This window comes from Pseudomonas sp. stari2 (assembly GCF_040760005.1).
GTDB lineage: Bacteria > Pseudomonadota > Gammaproteobacteria > Pseudomonadales > Pseudomonadaceae > Aquipseudomonas.
This window is the reverse complement of the sequence record NZ_CP099760.1, coordinates 5,075,237-5,096,631: the sequence shown is the minus strand read 5'-3', so window position 1 is coordinate 5,096,631 and position 21,395 is coordinate 5,075,237. Positions and strand designations below refer to the sequence as shown.

General features: G+C 58.6%; 25 protein-coding genes and 1 tRNA gene. 21 read left to right on the top strand and 5 right to left on the bottom strand.

Going from position 1 to position 21,395, the window contains the following annotated elements:
- Positions 1 to 841: 841 nt before the first annotated feature.
- Both NH234_RS23345 and NH234_RS23340 read left to right on the top strand, forming a co-directional pair.
- On the top strand, positions 842 to 1,267 hold the full coding sequence (locus NH234_RS23345) for an HIT domain-containing protein (RefSeq protein ID WP_085730258.1): 426 nt from the start codon (positions 842 to 844) through the stop codon (positions 1,265 to 1,267).
- Between the two features lie 2 nt (positions 1,268 to 1,269).
- The gene (locus NH234_RS23340) at positions 1,270 to 1,476 is read left to right on the top strand and encodes a SlyX family protein (protein WP_085730259.1); all 207 of its coding nucleotides are present in this window, start codon (positions 1,270 to 1,272) and stop codon (positions 1,474 to 1,476) included.
- Positions 1,477 to 1,546: 70 nt separating this feature from the next.
- Here the strand turns inward: NH234_RS23340 and NH234_RS23335 are convergent, their stop codons facing one another.
- On the bottom strand, positions 1,547 to 2,149 hold the full coding sequence (locus NH234_RS23335; RefSeq protein ID WP_085730260.1) for a cold-shock protein: 603 nt from the start codon (positions 2,147 to 2,149) through the stop codon (positions 1,547 to 1,549).
- Positions 2,150 to 2,458: 309 nt separating this feature from the next.
- Here NH234_RS23335 and NH234_RS23330 point away from each other — a divergent pair, with 309 nt between their 5' ends.
- The 19 genes from NH234_RS23330 to nadA all read left to right on the top strand — a co-directional run bounded on the left by NH234_RS23330 (position 2,459) and on the right by nadA (position 17,527).
- Positions 2,459 to 2,929 carry a Dps family protein gene (locus NH234_RS23330; RefSeq protein WP_039766007.1) on the top strand — a complete coding sequence of 157 codons (471 nt, stop codon included), beginning with the start codon at positions 2,459 to 2,461 and terminating at the stop codon, positions 2,927 to 2,929.
- 240 nt (positions 2,930 to 3,169) lie between these two features.
- On the top strand, positions 3,170 to 3,514 hold the full coding sequence (locus NH234_RS23325) for a ribbon-helix-helix domain-containing protein (protein WP_085730261.1): 345 nt from the start codon (positions 3,170 to 3,172) through the stop codon (positions 3,512 to 3,514).
- A 113-nt stretch (positions 3,515 to 3,627) separates the two neighbouring features.
- Positions 3,628 to 3,849, top strand: coding sequence for an FmdB family zinc ribbon protein (locus tag NH234_RS23320; protein ID WP_085730262.1), 222 nt, complete (start codon positions 3,628 to 3,630; stop codon positions 3,847 to 3,849).
- A 108-nt stretch (positions 3,850 to 3,957) separates the two neighbouring features.
- Positions 3,958 to 5,733, top strand: a complete 1,776-nt coding sequence (aspS, locus tag NH234_RS23315) for an aspartate--tRNA ligase (protein ID WP_085709621.1) — start codon at positions 3,958 to 3,960, stop codon at positions 5,731 to 5,733.
- A 129-nt stretch (positions 5,734 to 5,862) separates the two neighbouring features.
- A complete protein-coding gene (locus tag NH234_RS23310) occupies positions 5,863 to 6,609 on the top strand; it encodes a YebC/PmpR family DNA-binding transcriptional regulator (RefSeq protein WP_085730263.1) in 747 nt (248 codons plus the stop codon).
- Positions 6,610 to 6,710: 101 nt separating this feature from the next.
- A complete protein-coding gene (gene ruvC, locus NH234_RS23305; RefSeq protein ID WP_007951206.1) occupies positions 6,711 to 7,238 on the top strand; it encodes a crossover junction endodeoxyribonuclease RuvC in 528 nt (175 codons plus the stop codon).
- Positions 7,239 to 7,352: 114 nt separating this feature from the next.
- Entirely contained in the window at positions 7,353 to 7,961 is a 609-nt protein-coding gene (gene ruvA, locus NH234_RS23300; protein ID WP_007951205.1) for a Holliday junction branch migration protein RuvA, read from the top strand.
- Positions 7,962 to 9,023, top strand: coding sequence for a Holliday junction branch migration DNA helicase RuvB (gene ruvB / locus NH234_RS23295; protein WP_367254414.1), 1,062 nt, complete (start codon positions 7,962 to 7,964; stop codon positions 9,021 to 9,023).
- Positions 9,024 to 9,150: 127 nt separating this feature from the next.
- Entirely contained in the window at positions 9,151 to 9,618 is a 468-nt protein-coding gene (ybgC, locus tag NH234_RS23290; protein WP_085709624.1) for a tol-pal system-associated acyl-CoA thioesterase, read from the top strand.
- Positions 9,608 to 10,303, top strand: a complete 696-nt coding sequence (gene tolQ, locus NH234_RS23285; RefSeq protein ID WP_007912733.1) for a protein TolQ — start codon at positions 9,608 to 9,610, stop codon at positions 10,301 to 10,303. Before ybgC ends, tolQ begins: the two co-directional genes overlap by 11 nt.
- Positions 10,304 to 10,326: 23 nt before the next feature.
- On the top strand, positions 10,327 to 10,779 hold the full coding sequence (tolR, locus tag NH234_RS23280) for a protein TolR (RefSeq protein ID WP_162803534.1): 453 nt from the start codon (positions 10,327 to 10,329) through the stop codon (positions 10,777 to 10,779).
- Positions 10,779 to 11,858, top strand: coding sequence for a cell envelope integrity protein TolA (tolA, locus tag NH234_RS23275; protein WP_085709625.1), 1,080 nt, complete (start codon positions 10,779 to 10,781; stop codon positions 11,856 to 11,858). Before tolR ends, tolA begins: the two co-directional genes overlap by 1 nt.
- A 17-nt stretch (positions 11,859 to 11,875) precedes the next feature.
- On the top strand, positions 11,876 to 13,156 hold the full coding sequence (gene tolB / locus NH234_RS23270; RefSeq protein WP_367257235.1) for a Tol-Pal system beta propeller repeat protein TolB: 1,281 nt from the start codon (positions 11,876 to 11,878) through the stop codon (positions 13,154 to 13,156).
- A gap of 52 nt (positions 13,157 to 13,208) precedes the next feature.
- On the top strand, positions 13,209 to 13,706 hold the full coding sequence (gene pal, locus NH234_RS23265; RefSeq protein WP_003178634.1) for a peptidoglycan-associated lipoprotein Pal: 498 nt from the start codon (positions 13,209 to 13,211) through the stop codon (positions 13,704 to 13,706).
- 6 nt (positions 13,707 to 13,712) lie between these two features.
- A complete protein-coding gene (gene ybgF, locus NH234_RS23260) occupies positions 13,713 to 14,552 on the top strand; it encodes a tol-pal system protein YbgF (RefSeq protein ID WP_085730266.1) in 840 nt (279 codons plus the stop codon).
- A 165-nt stretch (positions 14,553 to 14,717) separates the two neighbouring features.
- Complete coding sequence (gene queE, locus NH234_RS23255; protein ID WP_085730267.1) at positions 14,718 to 15,365, top strand: 7-carboxy-7-deazaguanine synthase QueE; 648 nt, start codon at positions 14,718 to 14,720, stop codon at positions 15,363 to 15,365.
- A 1-nt stretch (position 15,366) separates the two neighbouring features.
- Positions 15,367 to 16,059, top strand: coding sequence for a 7-cyano-7-deazaguanine synthase QueC (queC, locus tag NH234_RS23250; protein WP_085730268.1), 693 nt, complete (start codon positions 15,367 to 15,369; stop codon positions 16,057 to 16,059).
- Positions 16,060 to 16,122: 63 nt separating this feature from the next.
- A tRNA-Lys gene (locus NH234_RS23245) sits at positions 16,123 to 16,198 on the top strand.
- A 270-nt stretch (positions 16,199 to 16,468) separates the two neighbouring features.
- Entirely contained in the window at positions 16,469 to 17,527 is a 1,059-nt protein-coding gene (gene nadA, locus NH234_RS23240; protein WP_367254413.1) for a quinolinate synthase NadA, read from the top strand.
- A 59-nt stretch (positions 17,528 to 17,586) separates the two neighbouring features.
- Here nadA and NH234_RS23235 read toward each other — a convergent pair whose 3' ends face one another.
- From NH234_RS23235 to NH234_RS23220, 4 genes are all read right to left on the bottom strand, one after another.
- A complete protein-coding gene (locus tag NH234_RS23235; protein ID WP_085730269.1) occupies positions 17,587 to 18,075 on the bottom strand; it encodes an RDD family protein in 489 nt (162 codons plus the stop codon).
- A gap of 97 nt (positions 18,076 to 18,172) precedes the next feature.
- The gene (locus NH234_RS23230; RefSeq protein ID WP_007951194.1) at positions 18,173 to 18,385 is read right to left on the bottom strand and encodes a cold-shock protein; all 213 of its coding nucleotides are present in this window, start codon (positions 18,383 to 18,385) and stop codon (positions 18,173 to 18,175) included.
- A 404-nt stretch (positions 18,386 to 18,789) separates the two neighbouring features.
- Positions 18,790 to 19,914, bottom strand: a complete 1,125-nt coding sequence (gene gcvT / locus NH234_RS23225; protein WP_367254412.1) for a glycine cleavage system aminomethyltransferase GcvT — start codon at positions 19,912 to 19,914, stop codon at positions 18,790 to 18,792.
- Between the two features lie 51 nt (positions 19,915 to 19,965).
- Positions 19,966 to 21,342 (bottom strand): L-serine ammonia-lyase, encoded by a 1,377-nt coding sequence (locus NH234_RS23220; protein WP_085730271.1) that lies wholly within the window; start codon positions 21,340 to 21,342, stop codon positions 19,966 to 19,968.
- Positions 21,343 to 21,395 lie beyond the last annotated feature (53 nt).

The window sequence follows — 21,395 nt, the reverse complement described above, 5'->3', positions numbered from 1 at the left end:
TCCCACCTGTTTTATTATCTGGGCGGCTCTTTCTTTTTGTGTCGGCGCAAACTTATATCACGCCGACAATGTTGGCGATACTTGCGCATACAACCTTTCATGTTCTTTACGACGCTGTCGCAAATGGCTTGGTTGATGTCGCAAATTCACAGTACCAATGCAGCCGGACTGACAACTTTATCGCTGTTTCTGGGCCTTTTTGCATCGGTAAAAAAGAGTCCCTGGCAAAACACTTGAATCTCCATCGGGCAACCCTGCCACTGTTTTTTTCGGGGTTTGAGCCACCACTTCCCGTGGCGGGCTCATAGCCCATATGAGTACGAATGCAACAAGCGTGCACAAACCGCAAAATTGATGCGGTTATTTTTCCCTTGCCCCGCTCGTCGCTGTAAAAACCTTGTAAATAAGGGCTCGCGCGCCCCTTTTTGATGAGGGTTGACGCGCTTGCTCGCTTGGTGTTGTCTCCCGCGTTTTTGCGCATGACAACCAAAAACGTTACCGGTTCACCCTTTCAGTGAGTATTTGGCGGATGCCCGAGCCATTGAGCGTAGACCCGCTGTACGGTTTTGGTGCAAATATTTTTTCCGGCTGTACTGAATTCAAACACTTGAGCCCTGTCATGACCCTGAACGCGGTATTGAGTCATGGTCATTTTGGCGTGTTGCCTGGCACGGCGAGTCTCGGGCTGGTGCGCAATCGCCAGAAATGTTCCATGACGGGGCACCGCTTCATCGTGAAGGGCAGGGCATTCGGAGGTATGCTGCCGTCCTGTCGTTTAGTGCGCCCTCTACCGGGCAGGTCCACTAAGCTGAATATTGTCGATCAGCCGGGAGTACACCCAGTGTTTGCTTTAGATTCACGCCTTCAACAGGACACGTTGACCATCGGCGACTTCCCGCTCTGCCGGTTGCTGCTGTCCAACGACGCCAACTACCCCTGGTTCATTCTGGTGCCTCGTCGCGACGATATCAGCGAGTTGTTTCAATTGGATGTCGCCGACCAGCAGCGTCTGTGGCAGGAAACCACTGCGTTGGCGGAAGTGCTCAAGGATTCGTTCGATGCCGACAAAATGAACGTCGCCACGCTGGGTAACGTCGTCAGCCAGATGCATATGCATGTGATTGTGCGTAAACGTGACGATGCCGCCTGGCCAGCGCCGGTCTGGGGCAAGCATCCCGCCAAACCTTACAGCGCCGAGCAGGTCGCCGCGATCCGCGAGCGCCTGCGCCTGGTGCTGGACGACGATTTCAAGTTTCTGGAGGTTTGACCATGAACCTGGAAGAGCGCGTAAACGATCTGGAAAGCCGTCTGGCGTTTCAGGACGACACCATTCAGGCGTTGAACGACGTGCTGGTGGCACAACAGAGAGTCATGGAACATCTGCAGTTGCAGATGGCCGCGCTGCTCAAGCGTCAGGAGGAAATGGTCGGCCAGTTTGGATCTTTCGAAGAAGACGCACCGCCGCCGCATTACTGAGTTCACGTATTTCGTAAGGGCAATAAAAAACCGCGAACAGCCAGGCTGTTCGCGGTTTTTTCGTTCTGGATCAGCGACGCGGCAGGGCGGCGATCACGTCTTCAGCTTGCAGGCCTTTGTCACGGTTCATCACCGAGAATTCCACACGCTGGCCTTCGACCAGAACGCGATGGCCTTCGCCACGAATGGCACGAAAGTGCACGAAAATATCATCGCCGGAATCCCGGGAGATAAAGCCGAAGCCCTTGGAAGTGTTGAACCACTTGACGGTGCCGGTATCGCGGTTGCTCATGTCGTAGCTTTGCGTAGCGGCGGCCGGTGAGGATTTATAGAAGCTGACGGCCAGGTGCACGGCCACGGCAACCAGAGCAATGACCAGGCTGAATAGCACAGCTGGCTGGCCGGCGATGACAGGCATTGGCGCGATCAGGGTCAGGGTTTGCAGGACGACGGTCAGCACCAGCAATGCGCTGACCAGATTTTGCAGATGCTGGCGCGGGCCTTTGTTCCAGTAAGGGATCACCGGGGCAATGACCAGGTTCAGCAGGCCGAAAAAGGCCAGGTAAAGTGCATCGGGTTGTTGCAGGTAAGGTACGGCTTCGGGTCTCAAGCTAGGTATGAAGGACAGCAGCAGGGCTGCTGCGCCCATTAGCAGGTGGACGATTTTCAACATTTTTAATGACTCACGTTATGACGGCTCACAAGGAAGAGCTGAAGGCGCACGGTTCGCTTCGGAACAATAAGAGGCGTTGGACACGTGCCCGGCATCAGCCTATGCGCAACCCCCGGAAAACAGGGCGTAGCGACACACTGCCTATTTAACAGTAAAGCCTGCAGCGACTCAAATCACGCCGGCCAGCGGCAGGACGTGGGGCGATTTGTCGCCTCTATCGGGTCAATACGGGGGCTGCCATGGGAGGGAGGCCTTGCTACAGTGAACCGACACCTGCTGGATGAATTCAATCGCCGTTAGGGGGTAAGCATGGCAATCGATATCGGTATCAGTGAAGAAGACCGCAAATCCATCGTCGAAGGGCTGTCGCGTCTGCTGTCGGACACCTACGTGCTGTATCTGAAAACCCACAACTTCCACTGGAATGTCACCGGGCCGATGTTCCGGACCCTGCACCTGATGTTCGAAGAGCAATACAACGAACTCGCCCTGGCCGTGGACTCGATCGCCGAGCGCATCCGGGCCCTGGGTTTCCCTGCACCGGGTGCCTATGCGACTTACGCGCGCCTTTCCTCTATTAAAGAAGAAGTGGGCGTGCCGAGTGCCGAAGACATGATCAAACAACTGGTCGAAGGCCAGGAAGCGGTTACTCGTACGGCGCGGGGGATTTTCCCGCTGTTGGATAAGGTCAGTGACGAACCGACGGCTGATCTTCTGACTCAGCGCATGCAAGTCCACGAGAAAACCGCGTGGATGCTCAGGGCGCTGCTCGAAGCCTGATCGCCCGAGGCGCACGGACACAGTTTGTGAGTCGTGCGCCCATTTGGGTCGGGAAAAAGCTTTCGCTATTGTAGGAAGCGAAGAAAGCATTTCGCTGCTCCATGATCCTCCCTGTTGTGTTGGCTTATCCTACGTGGACGGTCAAAAAGTCGTCTGGATATACCTTTGCTCCGCGCTTTTAATGAGGTCACAGGATGTTGCCTTGGCAACAAGCAGAGATGGCAAAGGAGTGTCAACGATATGGAAGTTGGAGACAGGCGAAGTGGAATCGTCATCGGCTCGCGGCAAGACCGGGCCGTGGCACCGTTTCTTGAAGAGTTCGACATGGCATTGATCCGGCCATTGGCCCGATCGGTGCGCTTGAACGGGTTTGCAACCTGCATGCGGCTGGAGCAGGTCTACTGGAATATTCTGGGTCGCATGGCCGAGGATAATTGCTGTTCGGTCGGCACATTGTTGTCCCGTGTCGATCGCGAAGTGCACTTGCGTCATGGCGGCGTGAAGAACTTCAGCGGCCTGGTGCGGGTGGTGTGTGTCGTGCATGGCTTGCGCGATGCCCCGGTGACCACCGGGGGGTGTCAATGACTGGGCGGCCTGTGCAGTCTTCCGGCTGCACAGGCCGCATTTAATGGATATAATCCCGCTCTTTCGCCACACCGCCCTGCGGTAGCTGGCAATCTGATCGCTGAGACAACCCCATGCCGATGTACGATTACCAATGTGCTTCCTGTGGCCATCAGTTGGAAGCCATTCAAAAGATCAGCGACGCACCGCTGGTCGACTGCCCTGCCTGTCAGGCACCGGAGCTCAAGAAACAGCTGTCCATGCCAGGCTTTCGCTTGAGCGGCGGCGGTTGGTACGAAACCGATTTCAAGACCGGCGCGAAGAAGAATCTGGCCGGTGGCGACAAATCTGACTAGGGTTCAGACCCAGGTCGAACGACACGCGCGAGTATCCACTGGTCGCACATAGCTTGAGTGCGATGGATCTCTACCGAATTTCGAATTACGAGAAGCGAAACCACTACCATGATGCGCAGCCATTATTGCGGCCAACTGAACGAAAGCCTGGAAGGCCAGGAAATTACCCTTTGCGGATGGGTTCACCGTCGCCGCGACCACGGCGGGGTGATTTTCCTCGATATCCGTGATCGTGATGGTCTGGCCCAGGTGGTATTCGACCCGGATCGTGCCGAGAGCTTCGCCGCCGCCGATCGCGTGCGCAGCGAGTACGTCGTGAAGATCACCGGCAAGGTGCGTCTGCGTCCGGCCGGTGCTACCAACGCCAACATGGCGTCGGGCATGATCGAAGTCCTGGGCTACGAACTGGAAGTGCTGAACGAGTCGGAAACTCCGCCGTTCCCGCTGAACGAGTTCTCGGACGTTGGCGAAGAAACCCGCCTGCGCTATCGCTTCCTCGACCTGCGTCGTCCGGAAATGGCCGAGAAGCTGCGTCTGCGTTCGCGCATGACCACCAGCATCCGTCGCTACCTCGACGAGAACGGCTTCCTCGACGTTGAAACGCCGATCCTGACTCGTGCCACTCCGGAAGGCGCGCGCGACTACCTCGTACCGAGCCGTACTCACGCCGGTTCGTTCTTCGCCCTGCCGCAATCGCCACAGCTGTTCAAGCAACTGCTGATGGTCGCCGGCTTCGACCGTTACTACCAGATCGCCAAGTGCTTCCGCGACGAAGACCTGCGTGCCGACCGTCAGCCTGAGTTCACTCAGATCGACATCGAGACCAGCTTCCTCGACGAAAAAGACATCATGGGCCTGACCGAAGGCATGATCCGCAACCTGTTCAAGGAAGTGCTGGATCTGGAGTTCGGCGAGTTCCCGCACATGACTTTCGAAGAAGCCATGCGCCGTTACGGTTCCGACAAGCCGGACCTGCGTAACCCGCTGGAGCTGGTGGACGTTGCCGATCAACTGAAAGAAGTTGATTTCAAGGTGTTCAGCGGCCCGGCCAACGACCCGAAATGCCGTATCGCCGCACTGCGTGTTCCAGGCGGGGCGAGCATGCCGCGCAAGCAGATTGACGACTACACCAAGTTCGTCGGCATCTACGGTGCCAAGGGCCTGGCGTACATCAAGGTCAACGAGCGTGCTGCCGGTGTTGAAGGTCTGCAATCGCCGATCGTGAAAAACATCCCGGAAGCCAACCTGAACGTGATCCTCGATCGCGTCGGTGCAGTTGATGGCGACATCGTGTTCTTCGGCGCCGACAAGGCCAAGATCGTCAGCGAAGCCCTGGGCGCGCTACGGATCAAGCTCGGTCATGACCTGAAGCTGCTGACTTGTGAATGGGCTCCGATGTGGGTCGTCGACTTCCCGATGTTCGAAGAGAACGATGATGGCAGCTTCTCTGCGCTGCACCACCCGTTCACCGCGCCGAAGTGCACCCCGGAAGAGCTCGAAGCCAACCCGGCGGGCGCTCTGTCCCGTGCCTATGACATGGTTCTGAACGGCACCGAGCTGGGTGGCGGTTCGATCCGTATCCACCGTAAAGAGATGCAACAAGCGGTATTCCGTCTGCTGGGCATCAACGAAGCGGAACAGGAAGAGAAGTTCGGCTTCCTGCTCGACGCCTTGAAATACGGTGCACCGCCGCACGGTGGTCTGGCCTTCGGTCTGGACCGTCTGGTAATGCTGATGACCGGCGCCCAGTCGATCCGTGAAGTGATCGCCTTCCCGAAAACCCAGAGTGCTGCCGACGTGATGACGCAGGCGCCGGGTGTTGTGGATGCGAAGGCATTGCGCGAATTGCACATTCGTTTGCGCGAAACGCCAAAGGCTGAGTAAGACGGGCCTGAAGGCGCATCTTCGGATGCGCCTTTTTTCTTTCTGTAGAGAGCAGGTCGAGATTTTTTTGTTTGCTGGCTGTGCGATGTGCGCGGCGGGCAACGTTTCAAAGAGAATTCGGAGCGAGATATGGCAGGTCATTCCAAGTGGGCGAACATCAAGCACCGCAAAGAACGTCAGGATGCCAAACGAGGCAAGATCTTCACCAAGTGGATCCGTGAACTGACCGTTGCGGCCCGTCAGGGCGGCGGCGATCCGGGTTCCAACCCGCGTCTGCGTCTGGCCCTGGACAAGGCTCTGGGCGCCAACATGAGCCGCGACATCATCGATCGTGCAGTGGCCCGTGGCGCCGGTGCGACCGAAGCGGACAACGTTGAAGAACTGACCTACGAAGGCTACGGCCCGGGCGGCGTGGCCGTGATGGTCGAGTGCATGACCGACAACCGCAACCGTACCGCTGCGGCTGTGCGTCATGCGTTCAGCAAGTGTGGCGGCAACCTCGGAACTGACGGCTCGGTGGCGTATCTATTCGAGCGCAAGGGCCAGATCAGCTTTGCGCCAGGTGTTGACGAAGATGCGCTGACGGAAGCGGCACTGGAAGCCGACGCCGATGACGTGATCACTCATGAAGACGGCTCCATTGACGTGTTCACCTCCTTCACCAGCTTCTACGCCGTGCGGAACGCGCTGGAAGCGGCCGGTTTCAAGGGTGATGACGCGGAAATCGTCATGCAGCCGACCACCAGCGCCGAACTGGATCTGGAAGGGGCGGAGAAGGTGCTAAAGCTGATCGACATGCTGGAAGACCTGGATGACGTGCAGAACGTCTACTCCAACGCGGACATTCCGGAAGACGTGGCGGCTCAGCTCGGCTGATAACGGCTAGGCTTCAATGTGGGAGATTCCATGTTTGAGGGTTCCTCTCAGGCATGGAATCTCCCACATTTGTTTTTGTGTTTTTTCGAACCTGCAGGCTTATGACTTTAATTCTTGGTATCGACCCCGGTTCGCGCATTACCGGTTACGGCATAGTTCGTGATACCGGACGCGGCGGTTGCATCTATGTCGCCTCGGGCTGTATCCGCACCGGCGCCGGCGAGCTGCACGAGCGCCTGCAAATCGTCTATCGCGGCGTACGCGAGATTATCCAGACCTATGGTCCGGTGACCATGGGCATCGAAAAAGTGTTCATGGCGAAAAACGCCGACTCGGCGCTGAAGCTCGGACAGGCCCGTGGGGCCGCTATCGTTGCCGGCGCCGAAGAGAGCCTGGAAATCGCCGAGTACACGGCCACCCAGGTCAAGCAGGCAGTGGTCGGTACTGGCGCTGCAAATAAAGAACAAGTGCAGATGATGGTCATGCACATGCTCAAACTGACCAGCAAGCCGCAGATCGACGCCTCGGACGCCCTGGCCATTGCCATTTGCCACGCGCACACTCGCTCCAGTCTGCTACCGCACGGTCTGGGAACCGCACGCAGTCGTGGCGGGCGCCTGCGTCTCTGATAGCATCAGCATCAAATTTACGGAATGTGGACTTGCGCGCCTGTGTTGTCGGCCGGAGTCCTTCGTTCTGATTGTCGCCAGCCCACGGCTGGCCAACGCTCAAGGATCTGAAACGTGATTGGACGCTTGCGCGGCACCCTCGCTGAAAAACAGCCGCCGCACCTGATTCTGGATGTAAACGGCCTCGGGTATGAGCTGGAAGTGCCCATGACCACCCTGTATCGCCTGCCGTCGGTCGGTGAACCGCTGACCTTGCACACCCATTTGGTCGTACGCGAAGACGCGCAGTTACTCTATGGTTTCGCTGGCAAACGTGAGCGAGACTTTTTTCGCGAGTTGATCCGTCTCAATGGTGTGGGCCCGAAACTGGCCCTGGCGTTGATGTCGAGTCTGGAAGTCGATGAGCTGATCCGTTGCGTGCAGTCCCAGGACACTTCGGCGCTGACCAAGGTGCCGGGGGTGGGCAAGAAAACCGCCGAGCGTCTACTGGTCGAACTCAAGGACCGCTTCAAGGCCTGGGAAACCTCGCCGGCCATGTTTGCGCTGGTACCGAACCAGCCGGACGGCCCGGCACCGGTCAATACCGCCGAGAATGATGCGGTCAGCGCGCTGATTTCCCTGGGCTACAAGCCGCAGGAAGCGAGCAAGGCGATTTCCGCGATCAAGGAGAAAGGCTTGAGCAGTGAAGACATGATCCGACGCGCCCTGAAGGGAATGATTTAAGTGATTGAAGCTGATCGTCTGATCGCCGCCACGCACAGTCCGCGTGAGCGCGAAGAAGTCCAGGATCGGGCGATACGTCCCGTCAGTCTGGCCGAATACATTGGCCAGCCGACCGTTCGCGAGCAGATGGAATTGTTTATCCAGGCCGCCCGTGGCCGTGGCGAATCCCTCGACCACACCTTGATCTTCGGCCCGCCGGGGCTGGGCAAGACCACCCTGGCCAACATCATTGCCCAGGAAATGGGTGTGTCGATCAAGAGCACTTCGGGCCCGGTGCTCGAGCGGCCGGGGGATCTGGCAGCGCTGTTGACCAACCTTGAACCCCACGATGTGTTGTTCATCGATGAAATCCATCGTCTGTCGCCGATCGTCGAAGAAGTGCTGTACCCGGCAATGGAAGATTTCCAGCTCGACATCATGATCGGTGAAGGGCCGGCGGCGCGTTCGATCAAACTCGATCTTCCGCCGTTCACCCTCGTTGGCGCAACGACGCGGGCGGGGATGCTGACCAATCCGTTGCGTGACCGTTTCGGTATCGTTCAGCGTCTTGAGTTCTACAGCACCGCCGACCTGGCGACGATTGTCAGCCGCTCGGCGAACATCCTCGGTCTGCCGCTGGACCCGGAAGGCTCTTTCGAGATTGCCCGTCGTGCCCGTGGTACGCCGCGTATTGCCAACCGGCTGTTGCGCCGGGTGCGGGATTTCGCCGAAGTCCGGGCCAAGGGGCATATCACCAAATCCGTTGCCGATCTGGCACTGAATCTGCTGGATGTCGATGAGCACGGCTTCGATCATCAGGACCGGCGATTGTTGCTGACCATGATCGAGAAGTTCGATGGCGGCCCCGTTGGCATCGACAGTCTGGCGGCTGCGATCAGTGAAGAGCGCCACACCATCGAAGATGTGCTGGAGCCGTATCTGATTCAGCAGGGCTACATCATGCGTACGCCGCGGGGCAGGGTGGTGACCCGGCACGCGTATCTGCATTTTGGTTTAAACATTCCGTCACGAATGGGCGAAATGCCCGCGGCAGACGAGTTTCTCGATGCCGTGGACGATTGATACACATTTATTGGCGATTTATTCAGCGTTTGTACTGTCTCAGGACGGTACTTTTGCGGTAAAGCCTTCGAACTATGAAAAACAGTTGCCTGGCCGGATTGGCAACCCGAGGAGTAAGCACTAGAGTATGCGCGCGCAAAACGGGCTTGAGCCGTTCGCACATCGTTGTCGCGTTTATTACGAGGACACCGATGCGGGTGGCATCGTGTATTACGTTAATTACCTCAAGTTTATGGAACGGGCTCGAACCGAGCGGCTCCGGGAGCTGGGCTTTGCCCAGTCGGCGCTGGCAGGGGAGGACCTGTTGTTCGTCGTGCACTCCAGCGAAGCGCGATATCACGCGCCGGCGCGACTGGACGACGAGCTGCTGGTAAGCGCTGATGTAATCGAATTGAACCGTGCCAGCCTGCGCTTTCGACAGCAGGTCAGGCGGGCAACGGATAATGTGCTGCTCTGTGAGGGGCAGTTTCTGGTGGCCTGTGTGCGCACTAACAGTTTGAAACCCCGGGCCCTTCCCGAAGACTTGCGTGCGGCTTTCGCCGACGCGGTCGGCACGGGTACACACTTGAAGCAGGAGATAAAGCGTGGAAGCTAACGTCGTCGACCATTCCTCCATGTGGAGCCTGGTCAGCAATGCCAGCATCGTGGTGCAGTTGGTAATGTTGACCCTGGTAGCCGCATCGGTGACCTCATGGATCATGATCTTTCAGCGCAGCAATCTGCTGCGCGCCGGTCGACGTGCCCTGGAGAGCTTCGAGGAGCGCTTCTGGTCGGGTATCGACCTGTCCAAACTGTACCGCCAGGCCGGCAGCAACCCGGATCCGGATTCGGGCGTCGAGCAGATCTTCCGTGCCGGTTTCAAGGAATTCTCGCGTCTGCGCCAGCAGCCGGGCGTTGATCCTGAAGCGGTCATGGAAGGCGTGGCCCGTGCCATGCGCGTAGCGATCTCCCGCGAGGAAGAGAAACTCGAGCAAAGCCTGCCGTTCCTCGCCACCGTCGGTTCGGTCAGCCCGTACATCGGTCTGTTCGGTACCGTGTGGGGGATCATGAACTCCTTCCGTGGTCTGGCCAGCGCACAACAGGCCACCCTGGCCACTGTGGCCCCAGGTATCGCCGAAGCCCTGATCGCCACCGCGATCGGCCTGTTCGCCGCGATCCCGGCCGTTATCGCTTACAACCGTTTCTCTGCCCGCAGTGAAACCTTGCTGAGCCGCTACTACACCTTCGCCGATGAATTCCAGGCGATCCTGCACCGCAAAGTGCACACCAGCGAAGAATAAGCAGGTATTTACCGATGGCTTTAATCACTCGAGCCCGACACAAGCGCAAGCCGGTCGCCGAGATGAACGTAGTGCCTTACATCGACGTGATGCTGGTGCTGCTGGTCATCTTCATGGTGACTGCGCCGATGCTCAATCAGGGCGTGAAAGTGGATCTGCCCAAGGTTTCCAGCGAAGCCTTGCCGCAGGACAACAACACCCAGGTGCTGACCATTTCGATCAAGGCTGACAAGACCTACTACTGGAACCTTGGCAGCGAAGTCGACACCGAGAAGCAACAGGACCGGGCCATGACCCTGCCACAGATGACCGACGCGGTGACCAAGATCATCCGCGCCGGCACTGAAGGCGGCAAGCGCACCCAGGTCTTCATCCGTGGCGACAAGTCCGTCGATTATGGCTCCGTCATGGGCGCCATGGGCGGGTTGCAGAAAGCCGGGGTCGGTAATGTTGGCTTGATCACCGAGGCCCCCTGATGCAGCAACAGCGAGAGCCGTCCGCCTCGGAAAGCTACTTCTGGCCCAGTGTCTGGGCGATTGGCTTGCACGTGCTGGTGTTCGGCATGCTGTTCGTCAGTTTCGCCATGACACCGGAGCTGCCGCCGGCCAAGCCGATTGTCCAGGCAACCCTTTACCAGCTGAAATCGAAAAGTCAGGCAACCACCCAGACCAATCAGAAGATTGCGGGTGAGGCGAAGAAATCCGCCGCGCGCCAGACCGAAGTCGAGCAGATGGAGCAGAAAAAGGTCGAGCAGGAAGCGGTGAAGGCTGCGGAACAAAAGAAAGAAGAAGCGGCTCAAAAGGCCGAGGAAGCCAAGAAGGCCGATGAGGCGAAGAAAGCGGAACAGGCGAAGAAGGCTGACGAAGCCAAGAAAGCCGAAGACGCGAAGAAAGCCGCCGAAGCCAAGAAGGCAGAAGAGAAACAATTGGCTGATATAGCCAAGAAGAAAGCTGAAGAAGAAGCCAAGAAGGCTGCTGAAGAAGAGGCCAAGAAAGAGGCCGCTGAAGAAGCCAAGAAGAAAATCGTCGAAGACGCGAAGAAGAAAGCCGCCGAAGACGCCAAGAAGAAAGCCGAGGCTGAAGAGGCGAAGAAGAAAGTCGCCGATGAAGCCAAGAAGAAAGCTGCTGCCGATGCTGCGAAGAAGAAAGCGCAGGACGCGGCACGCAAATCGGTCGAGGACAAGAAGGCCCAGGCTCTGGCCGACCTGCTGTCCGACAAGACCGAGCGCCAGCAGGCTTTGGCGGACGAACGTGGTGACGAAACCGCGGGCAGCTTCGATGACTTGATTCGTGCGCGGGCAGCGGAAGGCTGGGCTCGTCCTCCTTCGGCACGCAAAGGCATGACGGTTGTTCTGCAGATCGGCATGTTGCCGGACGGCACGGTGACCACGGTCAGCGTGGCCAAGTCCAGTGGCGACGGTCCGTTCGATGCGTCGGCAGTGGCAGCGGTCAAGAATATTGGACGTTTGACGGAAATGCAGGGAATGAAGCCGAGCGATTTCGCTCCGTATCGTTCATTCAAGATGACATTCACACCTGAGGATCTAGCCTTGTGAGAAACCTTCTTCGAGGAATGCTGGTCGTGATCTGCTGCATGGCAGGGATCGCGATGGCGGATGAAAAGAACATTCTGGTCACCAGCGGCAGCGATCGGGCTACCCCGATCGCCGTAGTACCGTTCGGTTTCCAGGGCGGTGCCGTCCTGCCGGATGACATGGCTGAAATCATTGGCAACGATCTGCGGAACTCGGGTTATTACTCGCCGATTCCAAAACAGAACATGATCAGCCAGCCAAGCCAGCCGAGCGAAATCATCTTCCGTGACTGGAAGGCAGTAGGTGCCCAGTACATGATGGTCGGCAATATCACGCCGGCCGGTGGTCGCCTGCAGGTTCAGTGGGCGTTGTTCAACGTTGCCACCGAACAGAAAGTGGCGGACGGCAGTGTTTCCGGTACGACCGAGCAAATACGGGACATGGCGCACTTCATCTCTGACCAGTCGTTCCAGAAACTGACCGGTATCGACGGTGCGTTCTCGACCCGCCTGCTGTACGTGACGGCTGAACGCTTCTCCGAGAAGAACACCCGCTACACCCTGCAGCGTTCAGACTATGACGGCGCCCGTGCCGTGACTCTGCTGCAATCGCGCGAGCCGATCCTGTCGCCGCGTTTCGCACCGGACGGCAAGCGTATTGCCTATGTCTCGTTCGAGCAGAAGCGTCCGCGTATCTTCATACAGAACATCGACACCGGTCGCCGTGAGCAGATCACCAACTTCGAAGGCCTGAACGGTGCACCTGCCTGGTCGCCGGATGGCAATCGCCTGGCGTTCGTACTGTCGAAAGATGGCAACCCGGACATCTACGTGATGAACCTCGGTTCGCGCCAGATCACTCGTGTGACCGCAGGTCCCGGCATCAACACCGAACCGTACTGGGGCAAGGATGGCTCGACCATCTACTTCACTTCCGACCGTGGCGGCAAGCCGCAGATCTACAAGACCAGCGCCAATGGCGGTGGTGCCGAGCGTGTTACGTTCGTAGGTAACTACAACGCCAACCCGAAGCTGTCGGCTGATGAAAAGACCTTGGTGATGATTCATCGTCAGGACGGTTTCACCAATTTCAAAGTGGCGGCTCAGGATTTGCAGCGCGGAAGTGTAAAAATCCTCACTGATAGCACTCTGGACGAGTCGCCTACTGTTGCGCCCAACGGCACCATGGTAATCTACGCCACCCGCCAACAGGGCCGGGGAGTCTTGATGCTCGTGTCCATTAATGGACGCGTTAGGCTCCCGCTTCCTACCGCTCAAGGCGAAGTCAGAGAACCGTCCTGGTCCCCTTACCTGAAGTGAGCGGGCGCTACACGTTTTACTTAACACACTGGGGTTCATTAGGAGTTTCACGATGGAAATGCTGAAGTTTGGTAAATTTGCTGCGCTGGCTCTGGCCATGGCTGTAGCTGTAGGTTGCTCGTCCAAAGGCGGCGACAACGCCGGTGAAGGCGCTGTTGATCCAAACGCTGGTTACGGCGCAAACACTGGTGCCGTTGACGGTTCCCTGAGCGAAGAAGCTGCTCTGCGCGCAATCACCACCTTCTACTTCGAATACGACAGCTCGGACCTGAAGCCAGAAGCCATGCGCGCTCTGGACGTTCACGCCAAAGACCTGAAAGCAAACGGCGCTCGCGTTGTTCTGGAAGGCAACACCGACGAACGTGGTACTCGTGAGTACAACATGGCACTGGGCGAGCGTCGTGCGAAAGCCGTTCAGCGCTACCTGGTACTGCAAGGCGTTTCCCCAGCTCAGCTGGAACTGGTTTCCTACGGCGAAGAGCGTCCAGTTGCTACCGGCAACGACGAGCAGTCCTGGGCTCAAAACCGTCGCGTCGAACTGCGTAAGTAATTCGATATGCGAACGTGCCGTCGTGCTGTAACTGTTCTGGCTCTCAGCCTCGCGCCGCTTGCGGCATGGGCTGCGGTTCCTGTGGTCGATGACAACTCCGGTTATAACAATAGCGGGAGCAGTTATCCGCCTGCAGGTTACGGTACGAACGGCGCCTATGCCGGGGGAGCGGCTTCGGCCCCTGCCTCGGCACAAGGCATGCTGTTCAACCAACTGCAACAAATGCAGGATCAGATATCGCGCCAGCAAGGCGTGATCGAAGAACTGCAGAATCAGGTTGCGCGCATGAAGCAGGAATCCCTGGAGCGATACCAGGATCTTGATCGGCGCATAGGATCCGGTGCTGCACCTGCCGCGACTCCCGAGAATTCTTCTGCCGGTGGCGATGCAAGTGCTGCTGCCGGTGCCGCCGCTGGAGCCGGGGCCGCTGCGGCCGCCCAGGCACCTGCCGCGAGTGGCGAACCGGCTGATCCGGCCAAGGAAAAGCTGTATTACGATGCAGCCTTCGACCTGATCAAGGCCAAGGATTTCGACAAGGCCAGCCAGGCTTTCGCCGCTTTCCTGCGTAAATACCCGAACAGCCAATACGCGGGCAATGCCCAGTACTGGTTGGGTGAGGTGAACCTGGCCAAAGGCGATCTGCAAGGTGCAGGTCAGGCTTTCGCCAAGGTTTCGCAGCTGTATCCCAAGCATGCCAAAGTGCCGGATTCGCTGTACAAGCTGGCTGACGTAGAGCGCCGCCTCGGTCACACCGACAAGGTCAAAGGCATTCTGCAACAAGTGGTGTCCCAGTATCCGGGTACCTCCGCTGCCCAGTTGGCCCAACGCGATCTGCAACGCATGTAAGACTGTTTGATCCGTCTGGAAGAAACCCGCGCTTGTCGCGGGTTTTTTCGTTAGAATTCACGCCCTTTTATGAAACACGCTTCTGGTGATCTACGCGTTGGCGGGGTTGCCTGAAGTGCCTGACGGAGGCGGACAGCCTGTTTAGCTGTTACGCCCGTGGCGACTATGCAAGACACATTGAGAATCACCGAAGTTTTCTACTCGTTGCAGGGGGAAACGCGGACTGCCGGGCTGCCCACGGTTTTTGTGCGCCTGACCGGTTGCCCATTGCGTTGCCAATACTGCGACAGTGCCTACGCGTTCAGCGGCGGCACCATTCGTACACTCGACGACATCCTCGAGCAAGTAGCCGGGTTTCGCCCGCGTTACGTCTGTGTCACCGGCGGTGAGCCGCTGGCGCAGCCCAATGCCATTCCTTTGCTTAAACGGTTGTGCGATGCCGGCTACGAAGTCTCGCTGGAAACAAGTGGCGCCCTCGATATTTCCGCGGTCGATCCGCGGGTCAGTCGCGTTGTCGACCTGAAGACGCCCGATTCGAAAGAAGCCCATCGCAACCGATACGAAAACATCGAATTGCTGACGTCCAACGATCAGGTGAAGTTTGTCATCTGCTCGCGGGACGATTATGACTGGGCGGTATCCAAACTGATCCAGTACGGGCTTGACCGGCGTGCCGGCGAAGTGCTGTTTTCCCCGAGCCACCATGACCTCAATGCTCGGGATCTGGCGGATTGGGTGGTGGCGGACAATTTGCCCGTGCGCCTGCAATTGCAACTGCACAAGTATCTGTGGAATGACGAGCCGGGGCGCTGAGATGACTGAACAACTGAACACCACTGAAAAGCGTGCGGTCATTTTGCTCTCCGGCGGCCTGGACTCGGCCACGGTCGTGGCCATGGCCCGCGCCGAAGGTTATCGCTGCTACACCATGAGCTTTGATTACGGCCAACGCTCTCACGCCGAGTTGCACGCGGCCGCGCGCGTCGCTCGCGATCTGGGCGTGGTCGAGCACAAGGTGATCGGTCTGAACCTGAACGGCATGGGCGGTTCGGCCCTGACCGACAGCAGCATCGATATCCCGGAGGAACTGGGTGAAGGCATTCCGGTGACTTATGTGCCGGCGCGCAATACGGTGTTCCTGTCGCTGGCATTGGGCTGGGCCGAAGTACTCGGCGCCCGTGACATCTTCATCGGCGTCAACGCGGTGGATTACTCCGGTTACCCGGACTGCCGTCCCGAGTTCATCGAGTCGTTCGAACGCATGGCCAACCTGGCGACCAAGGCCGGCGTGGAGGGCAACGGTTTCCGCATCCAGGCGCCGCTGCAGAACCTGAGCAAAGCGCAGATCGTCCAGGCTGGCGTGAAGCTGGGTGTTGATTACGGGCTGACGGTTTCCTGCTATCAGGCGGACGATAATGGCCGTGCCTGCGGCAAATGCGACAGCTGCCGACTGCGTGCGGAAGGCTTTGCAGCGGCCGGAATCAGTGACCCGACACCTTATTTTTGATTTTTTTTAAATTAGGTGTTGAATAGTCCTTAAAAATCAGTATTATACGCGCCACCACACAGCGGGTCGTTAGCTCAGTTGGTAGAGCAGTTGGCTTTTAACCAATTGGTCGTAGGTTCGAATCCCACACGACCCACCATATTTGGCGGTTTAGAAAATCCGGAAGGCCCACGAAAGTGAGGATTTCCGGGTTTTTTTTTGCCTGCGATTCGGCGTCACTCCTTTTGGCACCTGTTGCGCTGACACAGGTCAGAATCATCTTTTGCATCACCGGGATATTCTGTAGCCTTGCGCAGCTTCAACGCTGTCCGTGCCTGATAAAACTCACTCTCCCGGCGGTACCCTCAAGCGGTCCGGAGCCGGGTGTATACTCGACTTTCGCGCGAATGCGCCTGCAGGTCTTGCGAACATGACGCAGATTTCCGAACGCCTTCTGGTACAAGCCCACCTCGACGCCAAGCAGCCCAAACCGCTGACGGTCGAGGAAGAGGCTTATTACCGTTCCGCCATCGCCGCCGAGCTCAAGGCTCAGGACGCGGTGCTGGTTGCCCACTTTTATTGCGATCCGATCATCCAGGCCCTCGCCGAAGAAACCGGCGGTTGCGTTTCCGACTCACTGGAAATGGCGCGCTTCGGTAACGCCCACCCGGCCAAGACCGTGGTGGTCGCCGGGGTGAAATTCATGGGTGAAACCGCGAAGATTCTCAACCCGGAAAAGCGCGTACTGATGCCGACCCTGGAGGCGACCTGCTCGCTGGACCTGGGTTGCCCGGTGGACGAGTTCTCGGCGTTCTGTGATCAGCATCCCGAGCGCACGGTGGTGGTGTACGCCAACACCTCGGCCGCGGTCAAAGCCCGGGCCGACTGGGTGGTGACCTCCAGCTGCGCACTGGAGATCGTCGAAAGCCTGATGGACAACGGCGAGACCATCATCTGGGGCCCAGACAAGCACCTGGGCACCTACATTCAGCGTCAGACCGGCGCCGACATGCTGCTCTGGGACGGTGCCTGCATCGTTCACGAAGAGTTCAAGTCCAAGCAGTTGGAAGACATGAAAGCGTTGTACCCGGACGCGGCCATTCTGGTGCACCCGGAGTCGCCGACTTCAGTGATCGAACTGGCAGACGCCGTCGGTTCCACCAGCCAGTTGATCGCTGCCGCACAATCGCTGCCGAACAAGACCCTGATCGTCGCTACCGACCGCGGCATCTTCTACAAGATGCAGCAGCTGTGCCCGGACAAGGTCTTCATCGAGGCGCCAACGGCCGGTAACGGCGCGGCGTGTCGCAGTTGCGCACATTGCCCGTGGATGGCCATGAACACCCTTGAGCGCACGCTGAAGTGCCTGAAGGAGGGCTCGAACGAGATCTTCGTCGACCCGGCGCTGATTCCCCAGGCTATCCGCCCGCTCAAGCGCATGCTCGACTTCACTCAGGCTGCGCGGATGAAGCTGGCAGGCAACGCCTGACCTTCAGCCACAAACAAAAAGCGCCCCGATTTGATCGGGGCGTTTTTGCATCTGCCGGGTTATTTGGCTTTCTTCGGGATCCGCACCAGTTGCGTGTCCGAGTAGATGTCATGCCAGGCGCGCTTGCGCTTGTCGAACAGCGACCAGAAGAACCCCACGCCGAGGCACAGCCACGACGCGATCGACACCATGAACCGCAGCAGCGCCTGCCACAGGCTGATCGCGGTGCCATCGGCGTTCTGTACGCGAATGCCCCACACCTGCATGCCCAGTGTCTGGCCGGCGTGGGTCCAGAATTTGGCGAAGAAGCCAAACAGCACCAGCAGCAGTACGGTGGAGTACAGCGGGTCGCCGTCCAGTTTGCCGGCGTCGGTCATTGCGCGCAGACGCTCTTCGCCGATGATTGCGGCCTGGATCAGCTTATAGATGAAGCCCGTGACGATCAGCAGGGCGGTACACAGCAGAAAGTCATAGAACATCGCTGCCAGACGACGGCCGAGACCGACGGCGGGAAAGTCGCCCTGGGGAAGGAGCAGGTGTTTCGACATGGCAGCCTCTGGACGGAAAGTGAAGCGCCATTTTACGGATTCGCGCGCACAAAAAAGCCCCTGATATCAATATCAGGGGCTTTTTCGTTACAGAAAATCAGGCTTCAGCGATGACTTCATCAGCCTGCATGCCTTTCTGGCCTTGTACGGCAACGAAAGTCACTTTCTGGCCTTCTTTCAGGCTCTTGAAGCCGTTGCCCTGAATAGCGCGGAAATGCACGAACAGATCCGGACCGCTTTCTGGAGTGATAAAACCAAAACCTTTCTCGTCGTTAAACCACTTGACGGTACCGCTCTGACGTGTGGACATTTCTTATTTCCTTTGACGCAAAAATTGATGACAGTCTCTTCCTCATGAAAGAGTACTGGGGCTGGTTGCAGGAGAGTAAGAAGACGTCGAACGGGATGTAGCTAACTTGTAGGCTACTGCCCAGGTCACGATTCCAAGCTGACCCATGCAAACACAGTGGACAAACTCTACGCCAACTACAGGAGGAAAAACAAGCCCCGTGAAGGCCCCGGTTTTCCTGTGCTTGCCGGCTGTTAGTCAGTCCACTAGTCGGGCTTATACGATTAGCTTGTTCAATTGTTTTCGAACGTTATAAGCCAAGTTCATATTCGAATCGAATGTAAGGGAAGTGCACTGTTTTATGGCGATTGCGTTACACATTAGTGCACGCATAACGCAATCGCGTTACTTATAGAAACAGTCCATCAACCACGATAGTAGCGTTGTGGAACGAATGGCATTTTGCTTACAAGCATTTGCACCTTTTTCCCACGAACGATAGCCCAGACTGGTGTGTCCAGTGCGACATAGGCGCTGTCAAGGTAACCCATCGCCAATGGACCGCCCAGGGTCGGGCCGAAACCGCCGCTGCACACGCTGCCGATGATTTCGCCGGCTTCGTTGACGATCTCTGCACCTTCACGGACCGGCGTGCGCTCCTGCGGCAGCAGGCCGACGCGTTTGCGTGCGACACCGTTCTGCTGCTGGCCGAAAACCTGTTCTGCACCCGGGAAGCCGCCGGCCCGTGCACCATCGGCACGGCGTGGCTTGGAGATTGCCCACAGCAGGCTGGCTTCGATTGGCGTGGTGTCGGTGTTCATGTCATGGCCGTACAGGCACAGGCCGGCTTCCAGACGCAGCGAATCCCGGGCACCGAGGCCGATGGCGGCGACTTCCGGCTCGGCCAGCAAGGCGCGGGCGAGTTTTTCCGCATCGGCTGCTGGTACCGAGATTTCGAAACCGTCTTCACCGGTGTAGCCCGAACGGCTGACGAAGCAATCCACACCCAGCAGTGTCACGCGGGTGAACTGCATGAAAGTCATGTTCGCCACTTCCGGCGCCAGGCGTGCCAGTACGGTTACGGCCGCCGGGCCTTGCAGCGCGAGCAGGGCGCGGGCTTCGAACAGCTCGGTAATGGTGCATTGATCGCCGATGTGTTTCTGCAGATGGGCCAGGTCCTGGTCCTTGCACGCGGCATTGACCACCAGGAACAGTTCGTCGTTGCCCAGATTGGCGACCATCAGGTCGTCGAGGATGCCGCCGGTTTCGTTGGTGAACATCGCGTAGCGCTGCATGCCCACCGGCAGGTCGATGATGTCCACCGGCACCAGGGTTTCCAGGGCTTTGGCGGCATTGGCGCCGGTCAGGCGGATCTGGCCCATGTGCGAGACGTCGAACAGCCCGGCCTGCTCACGGGTGTGCTGGTGTTCTTTCATCACGCCCAGCGGGTATTGCACCGGCATGTCGTAGCCGGCGAACGGCACCATGCGGGCGCCGAGTTCGATGTGCAGAGCGTGCAGCGGGGTTTTCGACAGTTGTTCGGTGGACATGCGTGACTCCTTGATTCACACCAACCCTCTCCCGGCGGGAGAGGGGGCTAATTAACACTCGATAATGTTGACCGCCAGACCGCCGCGGGCGGTCTCCTTGTATTTGCTTTTCATGTCGGCGCCGGTCTGGCGCATGGTGCGGATGACCTTGTCGAGGGAGACGAAGTGCTGCCCGTCTCCGCGCATGGCCATGCGCACGGCATTGATCGCCTTGACCGAGCCCATGGCGTTGCGTTCGATGCACGGCACCTGCACCAGCCCGCCAATCGGATCGCAGGTCAGGCCGAGGTTGTGTTCCATGCCGATTTCGGCGGCGTTTTCCACTTGTTGCACGCTGCCGCCGAGGACTTCGCACAACGCGCCGGCCGCCATCGAGCAGGCCACGCCGACCTCGCCCTGGCAGCCGACTTCGGCACCGGAAATCGAGGCGTTTTCCTTGTACAGAATGCCGATGGCCGCCGCGGTCAGCAGGAAGCGCACCACGCCGTCATCGTTCGCGCCGGGAATGAAGCGCATGTAGTAATGCAGCACCGCTGGGATGATCCCCGCCGCGCCGTTGGTCGGTGCCGTGACCACGCGCCCGCCGTTGGCGTTTTCTTCGTTGACGGCCAGGGCGTAGAGGTTGACCCAGTCCAGCACCGACAGCGGATCGCGCAGCGACGATTCCGGGTTCTTGCACAGTTGCCGGTGCAGCGCCGCCGCCCGTCGCTTGACCTTCAGGCCGCCCGGCAGAATGCCTTCGTTGCGACAGCCGGCAGCTACGCAGTCCTGCATCACTTGCCAGATCTTCAACAGGCCGGCGCGGGTTTCCGCTTCCGGGCGCCAGGCGCTTTCGTTGGTCAGCATCACCTGGCTGATCGACAGGCCGTAGGTGGCGCAGTGACCGAGCAAGTCCTTGGCACTTTTGAACGGGAAGGTCAGTGGTGTGGCGTCTTCGACGATACGGTCGGCGCCGGCCGCGTCTTCGTCGACCACAAAACCACCGCCGACGGAGTAGTACTCGCGGCTGCGGATCTGCAATCCCGCTGCATCGAAGGCACGGAAGATCATGCCGTTGGGGTGATAGGCCAATGGCTTGCGGATCATTGCCAGGTGTTCTTTCTCGTTGAACGCGATGCTGTGTTCACCGAGCAGGTTCAAACGCCCGCTGCCGCGAATCTGCGTGAGACGTGCAGCGACGGTTTCGGTATCCACGGTATCCGGGTGTTCACCTTCCAGGCCCAGCAGTACGGCCTTGTCGCTGCCGTGACCCTTGCCGGTGGCGCCGAGGGATCCATACAACTCGACCCTGACGCTGGTGGTGGCCGACAACAGGTTTTCCCGACGCAAACCTTCGACGAAACGCGCAGCTGCGCGCATCGGGCCGACGGTGTGGGAGCTGGAGGGGCCGATGCCAATCTTGAACAGGTCGAACACGCTTAACGACATGGTTGTTCTCCGGTTTCTTGTTATAGGCACTTCAGGCACGCATGAAAGGGGCG